Source organism: Dactylosporangium sp. NPDC006015 (assembly GCF_040614215.1).
GTDB classification, from domain to species: domain Bacteria; phylum Actinomycetota; class Actinomycetes; order Mycobacteriales; family Micromonosporaceae; genus Dactylosporangium; species Dactylosporangium maewongense.
On sequence record NZ_JBEXUD010000032.1, the window covers coordinates 30,818 to 50,946 of the forward strand.

Genomic DNA, 20,129 nt, shown 5'->3' on the forward strand with positions numbered 1-20,129 from the left:
GGCGAGAGGTTCAGCGGTGCGCGGCAGCGGCCGTGCGGGCCAGGTGCGCCGCCCCCAGCAGCGCGGTGTCGGCGCCGGTGGCCGGCACAAGGACGGGCACGGACCGCAGCGGCGGGAGCGCCTCCTCGCGGAATGCCTCGCCGACGGCGCCGCTGAACTCGGCGACGTTGAGCGCGACACCACCGCCGAGGGTCACCGCGTCGACGTCCACGGCGGCGACCAGGCCGGCCAGGGCACGACCGAGCAGGCGGCCCGCGCCGCGGACCACGATGTCCGCGACCCGGTCGCCCGCGCGCAGCCGCGCCACGACCTCGGTGAGCGACAGCGCGTCGACGCCCACGTGCCGCGCGTACACCGCGGCGATGGCCGGACCCGCGACCGCCGCCTCGAGATGGTCCATGCGCCCGCAGCCGCACGGGATCGCGCCGCGCACGGGGACGAGCAGATGCGCCAGCTCCCCGGTGCTGGCGTGCGGGCCCGCCACCGCGGCACCGTGCCGCAGCAGGGCACCGCCGACACCGGTGCCGATCGAGACGTGCAGGACGTCCCGGAACGGCGCGACCGCCGGGTCCCGCGCCACGCCCATCGCGGCGACGCGCACGTCGTTGGCGACGGCGGTCCGCAGGCCTGTGCGGGCGGTCAGCTCGGCGCTCACCGCGGTCCCGGCCCAGCCGGGCACGATGTCGGTGGCCGAGCGGACCGTCCCGGTCGCCGGGTCGATGACGCCGGGGGCGCCGACGCCGGCGGCGCCCACCTCGACCCCCCACCGCTCGGCGTGCCCGTGCATCTCCCGGACGAGCCGCGCCGTGGCGTCGAGGATCGCCGGGCCGCCGCTCGGTGTGCCGACCTGGGTGCGTTCCAGGACCCGGTCGGTGTCCTCGACCAGCCCCGCCGCGATCTTCGTGCCGCCGATGTCGACCGCGATCCACGCGCGGCGCCGGCCAGTGGTGCCCTCGGTCACAGCAGCCCCGTCGCCACCAGCGTGCGCCGCACGGCGTCGATCTCGGCGTCGTCGAGCTGGATCTGCGGCGGCGCGGTGACCGCGTGGTCGATGACGCCGCGCAGCCGCAGGGCCGCCTTGAACGCGCCCAGCGCCGAGGATCCGCGGCCCATCCGCGCCGGCGAGCCCACGTGCACGATCCGCATCAGCCGCAGCAGCCGCTCCTGCTCGCGGGCCGCGAGGTCCCACTCGCCGGCCACCGCGTGCCGGTAGAGCGTCGCGTATCCGTGCGGATCGACGTTGCCCAGGCCGGGCACCACCCCGTCGGCGCCCATCCGCAGCGCGTTGTCGACGGTCAGCTCCGAGCCGGTGAGCACGCTGAACGTGGACAGCCCGGCGTCGTCGCGCGCGGTGAGCAGGTCCCGCAGCCCGGCGTCGTCGCCGGTGGAGTCCTTGAGCCCGGCGAGGACCCCGTCGGCGGCGAGCCGCAGGAGCATCTGCGGGTCGAGCCGGGTGTGCACCGACACCGGCAGGTCGTAGGCGTACACCGGGGTCTGGCACTGCTCGGCGACGCGCCGCAGGTGCAGCTCGACCTCCGCCGGGTGGGTCCGCGTGTAGAACGGCGCGGTGACGACGATGCCGGCGCAGCCGGCGCGCACGGCCCGGTGCGCGTGGTCCAGCACCCGCAGGGTCGTCATGTCGATGACCCCCACCAGCACCGGCACCTGCCCGGCGACGTGCCGCACGACCGCGTCGACGACCGTGGCGCGGTGCCGGTCCGGCAGGAACGCCACCTCGCTGGAGGAGCCGAGCACGAACAACCCGTCCACGCCGCCGGCCAGCTGGAAGTCGACCAGGCGCAGCAGCGACGCGACGTCCACCTCCAGATCCGGGGTGAGCGGGGTGCACACCGGCGGCACCACGCCGGTCAGCCCCCTGGGCACCGTGGATCCCGCGGTGGCCGCCGCGCCGGTCGTGGAGGTGATGGTGCTGGTCATACGTGCTCCTCAGTGGATCGATCGGCGCCGTCGGCCGAGCCGGCCGGGCGGTGCAGATCCGAGTAGTCGGTGACAGGGTGGTAGCAGCGGTACCGCTGGGCCGGGTCGGCGCTGTCCTCGGCGTAGGGCGGCATCGCGGTGGCGCACGTGTCGGTGGCGCGCCAGCACCGCGTGCGGAAGGGACATCCCGACGGCGGGCGCACCGCCGACGGGACCGGGCCGGTCAGCGGGATCGGGCGCATCGGTCGCAGCAGCCCGGGTGTCGCGGAGAACAGCGCCTGCGTGTACGGGTGGCGCCCCCGCTCGATGCGCGCGACCGGCAGCTCCTCGACCACGCGGCCGAGGTACATGGTGACGATCCGGTCCGACACGCGCCGGACCGTCTGCAGGTCGTGCGACACGAACACCATGGCGAGCCCGAGCCGCTCGCGCAGATCCATGAGCAGGTTGAGGATCTGCGCCCGCACCGACACGTCCAGCGCGGAGGTCGGCTCGTCGGCGACGAGCAGCGCCGGCTCCAGGGCGAGCGCGCGGGCGATCGCCACCCGCTGCCGCTGCCCGCCGGACAGGTGCGCGGGCAGCGCGTCGCGGGCCGAGGACGGCAGGCCGACGAGGTGCAGCAGCTCCCCGACGCGCTGCTGCCGTTCCCGCGGGCTGCGCCACCGCTGCACGTCCAGCGGATCGGCGATGATCCGCTCGACGGGCAGGCGGCGGTTGAGCGACGTCGACGGGTCCTGGAAGACCATGCCGACGGTCCGGCCGATGTGCCGGCGACGCTCGGTGGTGCCCAGCCGCCAGATGTCGCGGCCGCCGAGCGTGACCGTCCCCGCGGTCGGCCGCTGCAGGCCGACGAGGACCTTCACCAGGGTCGACTTGCCGCATCCGGACTCGCCGACGACGCCGACCGTCTCGCCGGGCGCGACGGTGACGTCCGCGCCGGTGAGGGCGTGCACGCGGTCGCGGTTGAGCAGCGAACCGCCGGGCGCCCGGTGCTCGACGCTGACCTCACGCAGCTCCGCCAGGCTCCCCAGGTTCACGGGGGACGGTGCGGTCATTGGACAGCCACCTTCACATCGTTGTCGCGTGGTGCCGGGTGGTGGCAGGCCGCCAGGTGACCGTTGAGCTCGGCGAGCACCGGGCGCTGCCGGTCGCAGCGCTCGGTCGCGACCGGGCAGCGGTCGGCGAAGCGGCAGCCGGCCGGGAAGTCCGCGGGTGAGGGCACCGTGCCGCTGATCTGCACCAGCCTCGGCGCCTGCGACTCCAGCGACAGCACCGAGCCCAGCAGTCCACGGGTGTAGTGATGGGCCGGCGCGGCCAGGACGGCCGCGGTGGCGCCGTGCTCGACGATGTGCCCGCCGTACATCACCGCGATCCGGTCGCAGACGTCGCTGACCAGTGCCAGGTCGTGCGAGACGAGGACGAGCGCGAAGCCGAGCTCGGCACGCAGCCGCAGCAGCAGCTCGATGACCTGCGCCTGGACGGTGACGTCCAGCGCGGTGGTCGGCTCGTCCGCGACGACCAGCTTCGGGTCGCGGGCCAGCGCCATCGCGATGACGACGCGTTGCCGCTGCCCGCCGGACAGCTCGTGCGGGTAGGACGACAGTGTCCGGGCGGGATCCAGCCCGACGAGGGTCATCAGCTCCGGCGCCGTGCGCGTGCCGCCGCGGCGGATGACCTGCTTGAGCTGCGACCGGACGGTCATCGACGGGTTGAGCGCCGACAGCGCGTCCTGGTAGATCATCGCGACCTGCCGGCCGGTCACGGCCCGCCGGGCGGCGCCGCGCAGGGTGAGCAGGTCGGTGCCGGCGAAGTCGACGGTGCCGCCGACCCGGGCGCCGCGCGGCTGCAGGCCCATCAGCGTCAGCGCTGTGAGTGACTTGCCGCAACCGGATTCGCCGATGAGCCCGAGCACCTCGCCGGGGCGCACGTCGAAGCTCACCCCGTCGACGATGTCGACGCCGTTGTGGCTGCCGGGGAAGCCGACGCGGAGGTCACGCACGGACAGCACGGGCGCCGCGGTGACCGGCGGGCGGGCCGCGGCGGCGATCCGGGCCGCCGCCTCGGCCAGGCCCGGCAGGGCGACCGGCGTGCGGTCACCGGCGACCGCCTTGTCCAGCGGCTCGCCGGACCCGCCGCGGCGCCGGCCGGCCGGTGCCGCCCAGGCGTCGGAGATGCCCTCCGCCAGGATGTTCAGGCTCAGCACGGTCAGCAGGATCAGCAGGCCGGGGAAGAAGGTCGCCCACCAGCCCTTGCTGGCCAGCAGCTGCTGCCCGTAGGCGATGACGCTGCCCCAGGACGACGGACCCGCCTCCGGCTGCAGACCGCCGCCGATGAACGACAGCGACGCCTCGAAGACGATCGCGTTGGCCACCATGATCGTCGCGTACACCAGGATCGGCGCCGCGCAGTTGCGGGCGACGTGCCGCACGACGATGTGCCAGCGCCCGGCGCCGATCACGCGCTCGGCGGCGACGTAGTCCTCGTGGTACTGGGCGGCGACGTTGGCCCGGACCAGCCGCGCGATCTGCGGGGTGAAGACGAAGCCGATGGCGCCGACGAGGACCGGGAGGCTGTCGTTGCCGTACGCGACGACCAGGATCGCGGCGAGCACGATGGTGGGGAACGCCATCACGACGTCCAGCACCCGCATGATGATCTCGTCGACGGCGCGCCGGCTGGTGGCCGCGACCGCGCCGAGGACCGCCCCGGCGAGCAACGCCAGCCCGGCGGAGCAGAAGCCGACGATCAGTGAGCGCCGGGTGCCGGCGACCAGGCGGGAGAAGATGTCCCGGCCGAGCCGGTCGACGCCGAACCAGAAGTCACCGTTCGGGCCGGTCGACGGTGCGGCGAGGGCGACCTGGGTCGGGTCGTGCCGGACGAGCCAGGGCGCGGCGACCCCGACCGCGACGACCACCAGCAGCAGGCCGAGGCAGATCCTGGCCGGCAGCGGCAACCGGCGGACACCGGACCCGACGGCCTGGATGGCATGGACGGCCCGCGCGATCATGCCTGCGCTCCTCGGAGTCGGGGGTTCGCCGCCAGGTACAGCAGGTCGACGACGAGGTTCACGATGACGAAGCCGAGCGCGATGACGATCACCAGTCCCCGGGCCAGCCCGATGTCGTTCTGCTGCACGGCGCTCATGATCTGCGTGCCCATGCCCGGCAGCGTGAAGATGGCCTCGATGATGATCGCGCCACCGATCAGGTAGCCGACCTGCAGACCGAGGACGGTCATCGGGGTCAGCAGGGCGTTGCGCAGCACGTTGCGGCCGACCACCACGATCGGTGGCAGCCCGGCGCCGATCGCGGTGCGCACGTAGTCCTTGTCGAGCTCCTCCACCATCGAGGTGCGCACGACCCGGGCCAGCGCGCATCCGACCGGCACGGCGAGGGCGACGGCGGGCAGGATCATGTGCTGCAGCCAGCCGCTGAACGACTCCGACGGCGGCACGTAGTGCCCGCTCGGCAGCGACCCGCCGCCGATCGTCGACAGCTGCTGGATGAGCAGGATCGCCAGCCAGAACGACGGGATGGAGATGCCCGCCATCGACAGCAGCCGGGTGAGCTGGTCGGGCCAGCGGTCCCGGTAGAGCGCTCCGGTCAGCCCGAGCACGAGGGCCACCACGATCGCGCCGAGGACGCCGAGGAAGGTCAGCTGCAACGTGACGGGCAGCGCCTCGGAGATCACCGAGCTGATCGGCACGTTGAGGGAGAAGGTGTTGCCGAGGTCGCCCTGCAGCAGCGACCACAGGTAGTCCAGGTAGCGCACCAGCAGCGGCCGGTCCAGGCCGTTGGCCTTGTTGAACGCGTCGATCTGCTCTGCCGTCGCCTGGTTGCCCAGCACGGAGATCGCCGCGTTGTTCGGTGACAGCGCCATGACGAGAAAGATGAACAGGATGATGCCGAGCATCAGCGGGACGAGCGCCGAGAGCCGGCGCAGGACGATGCCGAGGATTGCGTTCACCCGCCGCTCCTTCCGTTGTCGGGGTGCGCCGCCGGGGTCACAGCCGGACTGGGATCACCGGTCCGGCCGGCGTCCGGCGGCATTCGCTCAAACCTCAGGGGGCGAGGCTTCACGCCCGCGACGTGTTGAGGAAGTACAGGCCGGTGGTCGAGGCGCCCTGGAAGTTCTTGAGCTTCTTGGGGTCGTGCGCGGTCACCATCTTGACGTGGAACACCGGGTACAGCGGGACCTCGTCGGCGATGATGTCCAGCGCCTGCTTCCAGATCGCCTTCTGCTCGGCGCCGGAGGCCTTCGCGGCCGACTCGATGAGCTGCGCGCACTGCTTGGCCTGGTCGTTGGTCCAGCGGTGCCGGTCCTTGGTCCACGTCTGGTTGAGGTAGAACCAGCGCAGCAGCAGGTCCACGTCCGGGCCGAAGGTCGTCGGGTCGCCTGAGGCGGCGAGGACCCGGAAGTTCGGGCCCGGCACGACGGTGCCGTAGATCGCCGAGGACGGCATGGTGTTGAGCGTGGCGTTCACCCCGATCGCCTTCCAGGCGTCGATGACGATGGGGGCGCTGTCCTTGATGAACGCGGCGTCGGTGGTGTGCAGCTCGAACGACAGGTTGCTCGCGCCCGCCGCCGCGAGGAGGCTCTTGGCCTTGTCCGGGTCGTAGTTGTAGACGGTGCCGGCCTGCTGGTAGCCGGTGTTGCCCGCGTCGAGGTAGCTCGTCGCCGCCGTGCCGTAGCCCTGGAGCGCGGTCTTGATGACCTTGTCCTTGTCGATGGCGTAGTGCAGCGCCTGGCGCACCCGCTTGTCGCTGAAGGGCGCGGCCGTGCAGTTGAACATCAGGAACATGTGGTTGAAGGCCTGCTTCTCCTCGACCTTGCGGTCGCCGCCGCTGAGCGCCTTGACGTCGAGGTAGGGCACGGCCTCGATCGCCTGGGAGGAGCCGCCCCGCAGGTCGTTGAGCCGGGCGGTGCCGTCCGAGCTGGTCCGCAGCGTGATCTTCTCGACCTTCGCCGGGCGCGAGCCGTTGTAGGCGGCGTTGATGCCCATCACGACGCCGGCGGTGGCGTTGGCGCTGACCACGGTGAACGGGCCCGAGCCGGTCGGTGCGGTGTCGAACGCCTTGGACGCCGCGGCGTCACCGGTCTTCGCCTTCGGCACGATCTTGATGACCGCGATCCGCTGCGGGAACAGGCTGAACGGGTGCTTGAGGGTGAACTCCGCGGTGCGCGCGTCCTTGGCGGTGACCTTGTCGAGGAAGGTGATGAAGCCCGCCATGAGCGCCTTGTTGGCCGGGTCCATCGCCCGCTGGAACGACCACGCCACGTCCTCGGCGGTCACCGGCGTGCCGTCGGAGAACTTCGCGCCCTCCCGCAGGGTCACCGTCCAGGTCAGGCCGTCGGCGCTGGGCGTCGGCTGCGCGCCGGCCAGAGCCAGGTACGGCTCGCGCGTGATCGGGTCGAGGTCGATCAGCGCCTCGAAGACGTGCTGATTCACCGCCGTGGCCACCGCGCTGGAGGCGTTCATCGGATCGAACGCGCTGGACAGGGTGAAGGCGAGCGTGGCCTCGATCGTCTTGCCGGCCGGGCCGCCGTCGCCGCTGGTGGTGGTGCCCTCACCGTCGCCGCAGGCGCCGAGGCCGGCGGTGATGGCGGTCGCCGCGCCGAGGACTCCCGTGTACCGCAGAAGGTCGCGCCGCGACACGCCTTCGAGGGTGTTCTTCATGCCTACTCCCGAGGTTGTAAGACATCGTATGTCTGATCAATGTGAGCGGTACGCTAGAAGCCTGCCAGGGCTGAGTCAAGACCGCGGCGAGAACCATCTGTAACGGATGCGCAACATCGATGCCGGCGGACCGCCGCGCCGACACGCGCCGTCCGACGAACCGGACGGCCGCCGCCGAAGACGCAACATGCCTGGTGGCAGCGCGCATTACCGGCCGCGCGCCGATCCGCCCGCGGCCACGACAGGACAGCGCGACGCGCCCACCGGACGGCGGCACACATCACGCTGCGTATTCATTCTCTCGGACCATAGCGCGCACCGGGACCGGCGCGGACCGGCACGGCGACCGCCGCGGTCAGCCCGGGCCGGCGGCGGCGATCCGCCGGCGGACCGGCGCATAGTGCTGCACCACGGCGGCGGCGAACGCGTCCACGTCACGCCGGCGGGCGGCCTCCACCATCGCCCGGTGCGCGGCCATGGCCTCGGCGTCCTCCTGCGGGCTGGACATGCCCAGGTACGGCGCGACGATGGCGTGCACGTCCCAGAAGGCGGTGGTGAGCTGGCTGACGAGGTGGTTGCCCAGCGGCTCCATGAGCAGCCGGTGGAAGTGGCGATCGGCCTCGATCTGCGGCGCGCTGCCGGGCGCGCACCGCTCCAGCTCCGACGCCGCACGCTCGAGGCTGGCCACGTGCGCCTCGTCGAGCCGCTCGATGATCCGCCCGGCCATGCCCTCCTCGAACAACTGCCGGACCTCCACCAGGTCGAGCAGCGCCCGCACATCGTCCCCGGGGCTGAGCAGGCCGCGGAACGCCAGGCTCTCCACCAGCGACGACAGCGACAGCCGCCCGACGAAGGTGCCCGAGCCGTGCCGCACCTCGACGATGTCCAGCGCGGCGAGGGTCTTGACCGCCTCCCGCAGGCTGGAGCGGCTCGCGTTGAGCGCCTCGCACAGCTCGGCCTCGGTCGGCAGCGAGTCGCCGGGCCTGAGCCGGTTGTCGATGATGTACGTCTTGATGCGGTCCGTCACCGCCTGCCGCAGTGGCGTGCGGTCCGGACGGACCGGTTTGATGTCCGTGCGCATGAGAGCTGACCCTCCCTGAACCCGTACCCGAGGGCACCTCTGACATGACATCAGACATCATACGCCTGACATTCCGCAACCCTCGCCGGGCAGCAACGGATGTCTGATGTCGGACGCTTTGTTAGCATGGCCAGCACTTCTGGCAGCGGACGATCGGAAACGCCATGCGCACGGACATCAAGCCGGTACGGGCCAACCGCGCGCTGCTGCGGCACGCGGTCACCGAGCAGATCAAGACGTACATCATCGAGAACCGCCTGAAGCCCGGCGACTCCCTGCCCACCGAGGCCGAGCTGTGCGAGGCGCTCAACGCGAGCCGGTCCAGCCTGCGGGAGGCGATCAAGACCCTCGCGGCGCTGGACATCGTCGAGGTGCGGCACGGCTTCGGCATGTTCGTCGGCCGGCTGTCGCTGTCATCCCTGGTGGAGAGCCTCACGTTCCGCGGCCTGCTCAGCCCCGAGGACGACTTCCAGGTCCTGCTCGACCTCATCGAGGTGCGCCAGCTCTTCGAGCAGGGCATGGCCGGCAGGATCATCGAGCGGTTCGACGAGGGGCAGCTGGCCGAGCTCGACCGCCTGGTCGACCAGCTCGATGCGGGCGGCGCCGGCGAGTCGCTCGTGGACACCGACCGCGCGTTTCACGACCTGCTCATGCAGCCCCTGGGGAACCAGCTGATCACCCAGCTCAACGGCGCGTTCTGGGACGTGTACACGATCGTCGCGCCGTATCTGGGCATCGCCAACCGCGAGGAGAATGCCGACACCGTCTCGGCGCATCGGGCCATGGTCGAGGCGGTCCGCCGGCGCGACGCGGCGTCCTTCGCCGCCGCCGTGGTGGCGCACTACGCCCCGGTCCGCCAGCGGATCGCCGCCGCCACCCGGACCGCGGCGGAGCACCCCCAGCACTGACCCAGCCCTGACCGACCGAAGAGGCCGCCGGACGCATCCGGCGGCCTCTTCGGCATCCCGGCGCCACCTCGCGCCGCGCGACCTCGCTCCCTGACCTCCTTGACGCGGTATCCACGTCACCCTATGGTCGTCGGACATCGTATGTCCGATGACCTCAACCCCCGTGGTCATGCATCCGAAGGAGCCGATGTGACGCATCCGAGAGCCTTGATCCGAGCCGCGACGGCGGTGATCGCGGCGCTGACCTTCACCGCCGTGCTGCCGGCCGCCTCCGCCCAGGCCGCCGCACCCGCCGGCGTCATCGCGGTGGCCGGCGCCGACTGCGCCGCCAGCCGGTTGACGCTGAACCTCGTCAACACCAGCACCGCCGCACAGACATACACGGTCACCTGGCCCGGGCGGTCCGGCTCGCCGTGGACGCGCACGGTCCCCGCCGGCGGTTCCTTCCTGCACTACTGGACCCTCGCCCCTGGCACCGCGTACGACCTGCGCACCACCACCCCGACCGGGCTGGACACCACGGCCGCCGGGATCTTCCACTGCGGCACCGGCATGTCCGCGCTGACCAGCATGGACTGCACCGCCGGCCGGCTGCAGCTCACGCTGGAGAACCGGACCGGCGCCGCGAAGACGTTCACCACCACGTGGCCCGGGCGGTCCGGCTCGCCGTGGACCACGACGGTGGCGGCGGGCGGCAACGCGCAGCTGTACTGGACCGTCCCGGCGGGCACCGCGTACGCGCTGCGCACCACCGCGACCGGGTTCGACCTTACGAACCAGGGCACCGCGACCTGCGGCCTCGCCGCCGGTGCCCCCGCGATGAACGCCGTCACGGTGCTGACCACCCAGAGCGTAATCCGCGGCCTCAACGGACCGAACGGCACCTACGACGGCACCGTCGCCTCCGTGCGCATCCCCGGTATGGCCGTGACGAACAACGGCACCGTGATCGCCGTCGCCGACGCCCGCGTCAATGGCAGCTACGACCTCGGCGGCGGCGACAACAACATCCAGATCGCCATGATGCGCAGCACCGACGGCGGCGCCAGCTTCGAGCAGCCGCGCATCATCCACCACGCGGCCACCGTCACCGAGGGGGTCGGCGACCCCAGCGTGCTGGTCGACCGCACCACCGGCGCCGTCTACGTCTTCTTCACCTACTCCCCCAGGCCCGGGATCAGCTACTGGTCGGCCGGCTCGGGCGTCAACACCGCCACCGATCCCAACAGCCTGCACCTGCGCTACATCAAGAGCACCGACCACGGCGCGACCTGGGGCGCCCCCGTCGAGCTCAACCCGCAGGCGAAGGACCCCGCGTGGAAGCAGGTCTTCTTCTCCTCCGGCCACGGCATCCAGACCAGTTCGGGACGGCTGATCCAGCCCATCTCCTACCGTGACGCGAACGGCGTCAGCAACGCCGGCAACGTGTACAGCGACGACCACGGCGCGACGTGGCGGCGGGGCGGCTCGGCCGGCGCAGTCATCAACGAGAGCAAGGCCGTCGAGCGCGGCACCGGCGCCGTGGTGCAGAACATGCGGCACGACAGCGTCCGCAGCCGCTACTACTCGACGTCCACCGACGGCGGTATCACCTTCGGTGCCGCGACGGCGAGCAGCCTGCTGCCCGACCCGGGCTGCAACGCCGACGAGATGAGCTACCTGCGCCCCTCCGACGTCGGGTCGAACGGCGCGCCGGCCCGCACGGGCACCGTGCTGTTCAGCAACAACGCGAGCTCGAGCGCCCGCAACAACCTCACCGTGCGGCTGTCCACCGACAACGGGGCGACGTGGCCGACCCGGGCGCTGCTCAAGCCCGGCGCCGCCGGCTACTCCACGATGGCGGTGCTGGCGAACGGACAGGTCGCGGACCTGTACGAGATCGGCAACACCGGCGGCATCGTCTTCACCCGGTTCTCCCTGGACTGGGTGCGCGGCGCCTGACCCACCGCATGACACCGCGGCGGGCACGTCCGACCTGGACGCGCCCGCCGCGCCGGCCGTGGTGGCCCGGCTACCGTTGGCGCACGGCGTAGGTCAGGTGCGTCGCCCTCGGGGAGGGCTCCGAGCGGACCTGCTCCAGGGCCACGCGGGCCGCGTCCACGCCCTCGAACAGGCGGATTCCGGAGCCGAACAGCACGGGCGACAGTGCGATCGAGCACTCGTCGACCAGGGCGGCGTTCACGTACTGCAGGATCGTCTCGGCGCCGCCGGCGATGCGGACGTCGCGGTCGCCGGCGGCCTCGCGTGCCTGGTCGAGCGCGGACTCGATGCCGTCGTTGACGAAGTGGAACGTGGTCCCGCCCGGCCGCTCCCAGGGGTCACGCTTCTCGTGCGTCACGACGAAGACCGGCGTGTGGAACGGCGCCTCCTCCGGCCACATCCGCTCGCCGGCGTCGAACATGCGCTTGCCCATCACGCTCGCGCCGGTGCGCTCGAACGTCTCCCGCACGATGTCGTTGTCGCGCCCTTCCTCGCCGCCGGCGCCCAGGTGGAGGTTCTCCCGGAAGAACCGCTGCGGGAAGATCCACCGCTGCAGCTCCATCCACTGCCGCCCCATCAGCTCCCCGGCGGACGCGGGCGCGACGAACCCGTCCAGCGACATCGACACGCTGAAGAACACCTTCCCGGCCATCAGCCCTCCGCCCCCTTCCGAACGGTCTCGGTGACGTAGGCGGCCAGGTTGCCCAGGGTCTGCCGGCCGCCCTCGATCGCGTGGTACTTCTCGACCGCCTCGTCGCGCAGTTCCTTCGTGGGGAACACCGTGCGCATCTCGACCCGGGTCGCCGCGCCGTCCGGCTCGAACGTCAGGACCGACTCGAAGGCGTTCGGGTCGTCGCGGGACTCACCGTGCAGCATCGCGATCCGCTCCGGCGGGACGATCCCGGTCCAGGTGATCCACTCGGAGTAGTCGGTCCCGTCCGGGCCGCGCATCACGAAGTCCCAGACCCCGCCCTCGCGGAACTCGAAGGACCGCGTGGTGGTGGTGAACCCGTCCGGACCCCACCACCGCGACAGGTGCCGCACCTCGGTGAACGCCTCGAACACCAGCTCCCGCGGGGCGTCGATGACCCGGGAGATCACCACCTCCCGGTCGGCCGTCGCCGGCTCCACCCCTGTTTCCTGCCCTGCCCCTGCCATCGATCAATCCCCTTGCCGTGTCTGCTTGAGCTCCTGCACGTAGGTGTCGAGCCGGTCGAAGCTCTCGTTCCAGAACTGCTCGAACCCGCCGACCCACTCGTGGATCGGCCGCAGCCCGCGGGCGTCCAGGCCGTAGAGGCGCTGCTTGCCCACCTCGCGGACCCGCACCAGCCCCACCTCCCGGAGCACCCGCAGGTGCTTGGACGCCCCCGGCTGGCTCATCCCCAGTTCCCGGGCCAGGTCGGTCACCGGCCGCTCACCCGCCCGCAGCAGCGCCAGGATGTCCCGGCGCTGCGGCTCGGCGATCGCGTTGAACGTGTCCGACGTCGTCGCTGCTCGTGCCACGACCGTAATCATATTCCGATAACGGCATGCGTCAAGCCCGACCGCTGCCCTGCCCGGCCGGGGCAGGGCAGCACAGGGCAGGGCAGCTGGGGTCAGGGGCGGCCGAGCACCAGGGAGGTCGCCTCGTCCGGGACCACGTCGGCGGGCAACGGCGTGATGCGGCGGACCGCGCCGTCGAGGCCGAGCAGGACCACGCCGTCGGGGCGCGCCACGGCCAGCTCGTCCGCGCCCGTCCAGTACACGGTGCGCGCGTCGTCCTGCAGGGTGAGCACGGGCTGCCGGGTCGACAGGTCGATCACGGCGGCCTGCCGACCCTGGGCGGCGACGACGAACCTGCCGTCCGGCGACCACGAACGGCGACCCGGGACCGCGCCCGGCACGGTGTCGCCGACGCGCGCGCCGGTCGCCACCGAGTACACGGCCGTGCCGTCGTCGATGAGCTTCTGGGTCAGCTCCGTGCCGTTGGATCGCCAGCCGGGCGCGCACTGCTCCAGGCACACGATGTTGGGGCCGACCTTCCTCGCGGTGGCCGCGGCGACGTCGGCGACCGCCATCTGGATGCTGTCCGGTTCGGTGCCGTTCGTCGCGTACACCAGCTGCGTGCCGTCCGGCGACCAGTCCGGTGTGGCGCTGACGATCTTCGGCCCGGTGACCCAGCGGACCTTGCCGGTGCCGACGTTCAGGATGCCCACGGACTGGCCGTCGACCACGGCGGCGAGGTCGCCCGACGGTGCCGGACGGACGGTGCCGTACTGGACGGTGCGGTAGCTGCCCTTGCTCCGGTTCAGGACCAGGGTGCCGTTGTGCACCGGCGCGGCCACGATGACGAGACCACCGCCGACGTCCACCGGGCCGGCCGAGAACGCCGGTGTCGGGCCCGGCGTGGGCGGGGCGCTGGGGGTCGCCGGCTGGGAGGCCGGCTGGGTCGTCGGCTGCGCCGGCGCCGAGCTCGCGACCGCACCGGGCGTGATCGGAGCCGCCGTGTCGTCGGGCAGGACGGCGTAGGGGATCGCGAGCGCGCCGACCGCCGCCACCCCGGCCAGCCCGACCAGCGCGCGGCGCCGCCACAGCAGCCGCTGATACCGGCGCACCGCCGGTCCGGCGAGGTCGACCGGCTTGGCCTCGTCCACCAGATCCTCGAGCGCACCCCGCAGCGCGGTGTCGAAGGGGTTGTTCACAGCGGTACTCCATCCAGGGTCGGGGAACTGGCGGCGGCGCTGCGCAGCTTGGACAGCGCCCGCGACGTCAAGCTGGCGACGGTGCCGGTCGAGCAGCCGAGCAGGTCGGCGACCTGCTGCTCCGTCATGTCGTCGAGGTAGCGCAGCACGATGACGGCCCGCTGCCGCGGGGTCAGCACCCGCAGCGCCTCGCGGAGCACCAGCCGCAGGTCGGAGCGCTCGCTCGGGTCGGCGATGACCTCCTCGGGCGGCGTGGCCATCAACGTCTCCGGCCGGCGGCTGCGGTGCCGCCACCCGGAGACCCAGTCGCGGTACACGATCCGCTTGACGTATGGCTCGGGTTGGTCGGTGATGCTCGACCACTTCATGAGCGCCTTGGCCAGCGCTCCCTGCAGCAGATCCTCTGCGGTGTGTTGCGCACCGGTCAGCGCGTACGCGAACCGGAACAGCGCGTGACTGCGTTGCTCCACGAACTCGGTGAACTCGTACTTGGTCACTGCATCCACGTAGTGCACCTCCGCCGCTACATACGCCGCGCACCGGCGGAACCTTGCCGCTCCCGGCGACAATTTTCCGCCCGTCTCGCTGCTGTTCGAGCATCTGGTCCGTCCCGGCGACGACGTCGTGGTGGAGAAGCCGACCTACGACCGGGTGCTGCTGCGGCTGCGCGGGCTCGGCGCCAAGGTCCATCAGGTCACGCTCGACAAGGACGGCCTCGACGTCGACGAGTTGCGCCACCTGCTCGACGGAGGGTTGCGACCGAGGCTCGCGTACGTCATCCCGACCTTCCAGAACCCGTCGGGCATGACGCTGTCAGAGCCGAGGCGGGCGACCCTGCTGGAGCTCGCGGCCGAGTTCGGGTTCACCGTCGTCGAGGACGACCCGTACGCGCGGATCCGGTTCCGGGGTGCTCCGCTGCCCGATCTGCTGTCGCGGGACACGGCGTGCGTCGTCGTGCACGTCGGGTCGTTCACGAAGACGGTCTGTCCCGGTGTCCGGGTCGGCTACCTGATCGGTCCGGAGGGCCTGGTCGAGGCCATCGCACGCCGCGCCACGAACCAGTACCTGTCCCCGAGCATGGTGTCGCAGGGCATCGTGCACCAGTTCTGCTTGAACGGTGACCTCGACCGGTCGGTTGAGGTCACCCGTACCGCGCTGCGGCAACGGGCGACGACCCTCGCCTCATCCCTGCGCAAGCTCATCCCCGGAGCCAGGTTCACCGAGCCCGACGGGGGCTACTTCATGTGGGTGGAGCTGCCCGACGGCATCGACGCCGGCAGTCTCTGGCAGGAAGGGCAGCGGCACGGGGTCGCGTTCGTCAGGGGCACCGACTTCCTCCTGGACGGCGGCGAGAACGCGGTGCGCCTGGCGTTCTCATCAATCCTGGACGAAGACATCGACGATGCGGTCCGCCGCTTGGCGGACGCCATCACCGAGGTGCGGACACCAGGCGCCATCACGCGCACGCCCGAGGCCGGCCGCACGTTCCAGCACCGACCGGCGTCGATCAACCCGCCGGTCGAGCCGCCGGTCAAGCCGCCGGTTGAGCTGCGGGTCGAGCCGCCGGCAGCCGACACCAGCACCGACACCGGCGAGGCACCGGCCCGCGTCACTCCCCCGCCCGAGCCACCCGCCCGGCGCCGACGGCTTCCGCGTTGGGCGTCGCGGGGGTGGGCGGCGTTCCTCGACGCGCTGGACCTCACCCCGCCCGCGCCCCCCACCGGCGTCGAGGCCACCGTCGACGAGTCGCTGGCACGGGTGGAAGCGCACCTCGACCAGATGCTGCACCGCCTCGGGCCGCCCGCCGCGACGGCCCACGACCGCGCGAGGAGCACGTCGTGCGCGAGCGCCGGACTGTCGCACGGCCTGCCGACCCCGCCGGTGCCGCCGCGGATCACGGCTGGCGTGACCTCGCCACCTGGGACAGGCTCGCCGAGTGGGAGAAGGCGTCGCCCGGCACCGCCGGGGAGCTGATCGAGCTGCTGAAGGCGGAGCGCCGCCACGCCCACCGGTTGGCCTGGGCCGACTGGGCGAAGCAGTGCGCGGGTGTGGTGCTCGGATTCGGCTGCGTGCTGACCATGGCGTGGCTCGCGTGGCACTACGCCGAGCTCGGCTCGCCGGTCGAGGCGTGACCGTGATGGGCGCCGGCACGGCCTCGACCGTGGCCATCTTCGTCACCGGGCGGTACGTCGGTCAACGACGTCCCCGCGGCTCGGGCACACCTGACGCCGGTGCGCGCCAGTGATGCGTCAGCGCATCCCGGTCCGGTCCTCCCGCGTGGGCGCCCGGCCGGGTCAGCCGACGCTGTAGGTCAGGGTGACCGCGTTGTTGGTCTCGTCGTACTCCGTCCACTGGTAGGAGTCGACGTCGATGCCGAACTGGTAGGTGCCCGGCACGGCCGGTGTCTGGAAGTAGTACGTGAACTGGCTGGTCGTGCCCGTCGGGAGGCTTTCGGCGTGGCAGACCACGTGGCCGGCGCCGCTGCCCCACCGGAAGCAGTCGAAGGGCACCCCGCCGTCGTTGGTGAAGAGGATGTCCAGCTCACCCGGCGCCCGGCGCAGGTGCACGTACACCGGTCCGGAGTCGGGACCGATCCCCGGCCGCGGCGCGGTGTTCCCGCCGACGCGCCAGCCCGTGTTGGTCACCTGGACCGTGTAGCTGTGGATCACGCCGGCGAGGACGGGCGTCGCCGGGTCGACCGTCGCGGCGACGGTGATGTCCGCGTAGTACCGGACGCACGTCACACCGGTGCAGGGGGCGGCCGCGGCCGGGCCGGCTGGGAGCATCGTCCCCAGCAGGACGATGCCGGCGGGAAGGGCGCGCCACAACCTCGGTAACCAGGACATGACCCGATGCTAAGAATCGATCATCGTCTCACCAAGGCGACCGCAGGGAACCCGACAGACCCGCCGGCCACAGGAAGGGACAACCATGACCCAGTTCCCGCGCCACTCGGTCAGCGTCGCCGCGGTGGTCACCGACGACGGCGGCCGGGTGCTCGTCATCCAGCGACGCGACAACGGCGCATGGGAGATCCCCGGTGGCATCCTGGAGCTCGACGAGACCCCGCAGGCGGGCGTCCGCCGTGAGGTGCTCGAAGAAACCCGGGTGGAGATCGAACCGGAGCGGCTGACCGGCATCTACAAGACCGTGACCGCCGGCATCGTCGCGCTCGTCTTCCGGGCCCGTCTCGTCGCGGGCACCCCGGCGGCGACGGAGGAGGCGGCCGCCGTCGACTGGTGGACCGCCGACCAGGTCACCGCGGGCATGAGCGAGGTCTTCGCCGTGCGCACCCTCGACGCGCTCCGCGCGGACCCCACGCCCGCCGTCCGCAGCCACGACGGCCGGCGGTTCGTCGACCGGCACGACCAGTACACCTGACGAAAAGACGCGATGTTCCGCTTGGGACCGTCGGGATGAGCCGTTGCCGTCGGGCTGCGATCGCGGTGCGGACGGGCAATCCGCTCAGCGCCGGCCCGCGACCGCCGACGGTGACAGCAGTGCTGTGTTCGATCGGAGGCCGCGATGCATGACGGGAAGCTGCTGGTGATGTCACGGCGGCTCCAGCGTCGTGCCCAGGAGGCGGGCGGACCGACGCTCGCCTCGACCGTGCTGGCGGCGTTCGCTGTGGCCGTCTTCGCCGTCAACCTGTCCGGTCCCCGGACCCCGCTGGTGTTGCTGTGGCTGGCGGGACCCCTGTCGGTGGTGGTCCCGGTGTTCGCCGCGGCGAGGATCGCCCGATCGGCCCGGTTCCCGGCACCGACCCGGCGCTTCTGGAAGCACCTGGCCATCTGCGCGGCGCTGGCCGGGGTCGGCGTCGCATCCAACGCCCGCGACGCGCTCGGCAGCGGCGTCGCCAGCCAGGACCTCTCGCCCCTCACCGTGGCCGCCTACAGCAGCGCCGTGCTGACGCTGCTGTGGGGTCTGTGGCGGTTGCCGCTGGGCACCACCAGCCGCGGGGACCGAATGCGGATCGGCATGGACGCCGGCACGGTGCTGGTGGCGGCGACGGTGTTCATGTGGCATTACCAGGCCCGCCCGCTGCTCGAGGCCGGCAACTACCGGGCGCCGTCGCTGATCGCGGCCAGCTTCACCCTCGTCCTGGAGCTGCTCGCGGTGTTCGCCATCGCGAAGGTCGCGCTCTCCGGGCACATGTTCGTGGCCCGCGGCGCGTTGCACCTGTTCGCCGCGGGCATGATCGGCGGCGCGCTCAGCGGCTTCCTGCAACGGTTCATCGTGGACCAGCCGCACCTGGGGCTGTCCCAGATCACCGTGCCCGTGGTGATGATCTGCGCGACGGCGGCGGCGAAACGGCAGTGGCAGGAGCCCACCGCGCCGGGCCAGCGACGCCAGACGGGCACCCGGCCGTCGAGCAACCTCCCCTACCTCGCGGTGGCGGCCGTCGACACGCTGCTGCTGGTCGCCATCTTCACCGACGACGGTGACGAGCGCCTCGCGGCGGTGGCCGCCGTGGCGTTGACCGCGCTGGTGGTGTGGCGGCAGATCACCGTGTTCCGGGAGAACGCCCGCCTGGTCGCCCGCCTGGACCACAACGCGACCCACGACGCGCTCACCCAGCTGCCCAACCGGGCGCTGTTCAACGACCGGCTCGCCGCGGCGCTGTCGTCGACGACCGGGCACGGCGTCAGCGTCGCGCTCGTCGACCTCGACGACTTCAAGACCGTCAACGACACGCTCGGCCACGCGGCCGGCGACGCGCTGCTGCTCGCCGTGGCCCGGCGCCTCGTCGCGGCCGTCCGCCCCGGCGACGTGGTGGCGCGCCTGGGCGGCGACGAGTTCGTGGTGATCCTCGACGACGTCACCCCCGCCGTCGCCGAACAGGTGGCGCAGCGGATGATCGCCGCCCTCGGCGAACCGGTCGTGGCCGACGGGCACGAGCTGCTCGTGCGCGCCAGCATCGGCATCGCCGGCGGCCGGCCCGGCGACGACGCCGGTGAGCTGCTGCGCCGTGCCGACATCGCGATGTACGCCGCCAAGCACGGCGGTGGCAGCAACTGCCTGCCGTACACCGACGGTATGGCCGGTGCGGTGGCCGGCTCGGCCGCGCTCGGCGCCCAGCTGCGCCAGGCCGTCGACAACGGCGAACTGTTCGTGGAGTACCAGCCGATCGTGTCGCTGGACAGCGGCCGCATGACCGCCGTCGAGGCGCTGGTGCGGTGGGCGCACCCCACCCGTGGGACGCTGCCGCCGGCCGAGTTCATCCCGGTCGCCGAGCGGACCGGTCTCATCGTGGCGGTCGGCGACCTGGTGCTGCGCGAGGCGTGCCGGCAGCTGGCCTCCTGGTCGGCCGAGCACGGCCCGCTGGCACCGGCCGCCGTCAACGTCAACGTCTCCGCGCGTCAGCTCGCCGAGGCCTCCTTCACCGACCGGGTCGCCGCGGTGCTCGCCGACACGGGCCTCGCGCCGCACCGGCTCACCCTCGAGATCACCGAGAGCACCGCCGTCGCGCTGGGCGACGCCGTCACGCACCTGGAGGCGCTGCGCCGGATGGGCGTCCGCGTCGCCCTCGACGACTTCGGCACCGACCAGTCGTCGCTCACGCTGCTGCAGAACCTGCCGGTCGACGAGATCAAGCTCGATCGGTCGTTCGTGCAGCGTTCGGCCCCGGGACGCGCCGGCGCCATGCCGGCCGCGGTGCTGGCCCTGGCCCGGGTCGTCGGGCTGGACGTCGTCGCGGAAGGGATCGAGGTGCCGGAGCAGGCACGGCGGCTCGCCGCGCTCGGCTACCGGACCGCGCAGGGCTACCACTTCGCCCGCCCCATGCCCGCGGACGCCGTCGACCGGCTGCTGACCGCCGCCCCGGCGACCGCCGCGGCGACGTAGCGGTGACCGCCGCGGCGACG

At 72.3% G+C, this 20,129-nt stretch carries 18 protein-coding genes; 5 read left to right on the top strand and 13 right to left on the bottom strand.

Going from position 1 to position 20,129, the window contains the following annotated elements; all coding sequences use genetic code 11:
- Positions 1–10 precede the first annotated feature (10 nt).
- The 7 genes from ABZ321_RS39795 to ABZ321_RS39825 form a co-directional block, all read right to left on the bottom strand.
- Positions 11–961: an ROK family protein gene (locus tag ABZ321_RS39795; protein WP_354900734.1), complete on the bottom strand. Its 951-nt coding sequence runs from the start codon at positions 959–961 to the stop codon at positions 11–13.
- The gene (locus tag ABZ321_RS39800) at positions 958–1,938 is read right to left on the bottom strand and encodes a dihydrodipicolinate synthase family protein (RefSeq protein ID WP_344500298.1); all 981 of its coding nucleotides are present in this window, start codon (positions 1,936–1,938) and stop codon (positions 958–960) included. The genes ABZ321_RS39795 and ABZ321_RS39800 overlap by 4 nt, the downstream gene beginning before the upstream one ends.
- Positions 1,935–2,993 carry an ABC transporter ATP-binding protein gene (locus tag ABZ321_RS39805; RefSeq protein ID WP_354900736.1) on the bottom strand — a complete coding sequence of 353 codons (1,059 nt, stop codon included), beginning with the start codon at positions 2,991–2,993 and terminating at the stop codon, positions 1,935–1,937. Before ABZ321_RS39805 ends, ABZ321_RS39800 begins: the two co-directional genes overlap by 4 nt.
- Positions 2,990–4,945 carry a dipeptide/oligopeptide/nickel ABC transporter permease/ATP-binding protein gene (locus tag ABZ321_RS39810; protein ID WP_354900738.1) on the bottom strand — a complete coding sequence of 652 codons (1,956 nt, stop codon included), beginning with the start codon at positions 4,943–4,945 and terminating at the stop codon, positions 2,990–2,992. Before ABZ321_RS39810 ends, ABZ321_RS39805 begins: the two co-directional genes overlap by 4 nt.
- Positions 4,942–5,904 (bottom strand): ABC transporter permease, encoded by a 963-nt coding sequence (locus ABZ321_RS39815; RefSeq protein ID WP_354900740.1) that lies wholly within the window; start codon positions 5,902–5,904, stop codon positions 4,942–4,944. Before ABZ321_RS39815 ends, ABZ321_RS39810 begins: the two co-directional genes overlap by 4 nt.
- 109 nt (positions 5,905–6,013) lie before the next feature.
- Positions 6,014–7,615: an ABC transporter substrate-binding protein gene (locus ABZ321_RS39820; RefSeq protein WP_344500290.1), complete on the bottom strand. Its 1,602-nt coding sequence runs from the start codon at positions 7,613–7,615 to the stop codon at positions 6,014–6,016.
- A gap of 355 nt (positions 7,616–7,970) precedes the next feature.
- Positions 7,971–8,696, bottom strand: coding sequence for a FadR/GntR family transcriptional regulator (locus ABZ321_RS39825; protein WP_354900742.1), 726 nt, complete (start codon positions 8,694–8,696; stop codon positions 7,971–7,973).
- A 164-nt stretch (positions 8,697–8,860) separates the two neighbouring features.
- Here ABZ321_RS39825 and ABZ321_RS39830 point away from each other — a divergent pair, with 164 nt between their 5' ends.
- Complete coding sequence (locus ABZ321_RS39830; protein WP_344500286.1) at positions 8,861–9,604, top strand: FCD domain-containing protein; 744 nt, start codon at positions 8,861–8,863, stop codon at positions 9,602–9,604.
- 189 nt (positions 9,605–9,793) lie between these two features.
- Positions 9,794–11,545 (top strand): exo-alpha-sialidase, encoded by a 1,752-nt coding sequence (locus ABZ321_RS39835; RefSeq protein WP_354900744.1) that lies wholly within the window; start codon positions 9,794–9,796, stop codon positions 11,543–11,545.
- Positions 11,546–11,615: 70 nt separating this feature from the next.
- Here the strand turns inward: ABZ321_RS39835 and ABZ321_RS39840 are convergent, their stop codons facing one another.
- The 5 genes from ABZ321_RS39840 to ABZ321_RS39860 form a co-directional block, all read right to left on the bottom strand.
- Positions 11,616–12,236, bottom strand: coding sequence for a dihydrofolate reductase family protein (locus tag ABZ321_RS39840; protein WP_354900746.1), 621 nt, complete (start codon positions 12,234–12,236; stop codon positions 11,616–11,618).
- Complete coding sequence (locus tag ABZ321_RS39845) at positions 12,236–12,742, bottom strand: SRPBCC family protein (RefSeq protein WP_354900748.1); 507 nt, start codon at positions 12,740–12,742, stop codon at positions 12,236–12,238. The genes ABZ321_RS39840 and ABZ321_RS39845 overlap by 1 nt, the downstream gene beginning before the upstream one ends.
- 3 nt (positions 12,743–12,745) lie before the next feature.
- The gene (locus ABZ321_RS39850; protein WP_344500278.1) at positions 12,746–13,087 is read right to left on the bottom strand and encodes a metalloregulator ArsR/SmtB family transcription factor; all 342 of its coding nucleotides are present in this window, start codon (positions 13,085–13,087) and stop codon (positions 12,746–12,748) included.
- A 92-nt stretch (positions 13,088–13,179) separates the two neighbouring features.
- Entirely contained in the window at positions 13,180–14,265 is a 1,086-nt protein-coding gene (locus ABZ321_RS39855; protein WP_354900750.1) for a hypothetical protein, read from the bottom strand.
- Positions 14,262–14,771 carry a SigE family RNA polymerase sigma factor gene (locus tag ABZ321_RS39860; protein ID WP_344500274.1) on the bottom strand — a complete coding sequence of 170 codons (510 nt, stop codon included), beginning with the start codon at positions 14,769–14,771 and terminating at the stop codon, positions 14,262–14,264. The genes ABZ321_RS39855 and ABZ321_RS39860 overlap by 4 nt, the downstream gene beginning before the upstream one ends.
- Before the next feature lie 94 nt (positions 14,772–14,865).
- On the opposite strand from ABZ321_RS39860, the gene ABZ321_RS39865 reads away from it, so the two are divergent.
- A complete protein-coding gene (locus tag ABZ321_RS39865) occupies positions 14,866–16,239 on the top strand; it encodes a PLP-dependent aminotransferase family protein (RefSeq protein WP_354900871.1) in 1,374 nt (457 codons plus the stop codon).
- A 320-nt stretch (positions 16,240–16,559) separates the two neighbouring features.
- On the opposite strand, the gene ABZ321_RS39870 is transcribed toward ABZ321_RS39865, so the two are convergent.
- A complete protein-coding gene (locus tag ABZ321_RS39870; RefSeq protein ID WP_354900753.1) occupies positions 16,560–17,111 on the bottom strand; it encodes a hypothetical protein in 552 nt (183 codons plus the stop codon).
- Between the two features lie 85 nt (positions 17,112–17,196).
- On the opposite strand from ABZ321_RS39870, the gene ABZ321_RS39875 reads away from it, so the two are divergent.
- On the top strand, positions 17,197–17,646 hold the full coding sequence (locus tag ABZ321_RS39875) for an NUDIX domain-containing protein (RefSeq protein ID WP_354900755.1): 450 nt from the start codon (positions 17,197–17,199) through the stop codon (positions 17,644–17,646).
- Positions 17,647–17,790: 144 nt separating this feature from the next.
- On the top strand, positions 17,791–20,109 hold the full coding sequence (locus ABZ321_RS39880) for an EAL domain-containing protein (RefSeq protein ID WP_354900757.1): 2,319 nt from the start codon (positions 17,791–17,793) through the stop codon (positions 20,107–20,109).
- Positions 20,110–20,129 lie beyond the last annotated feature (20 nt).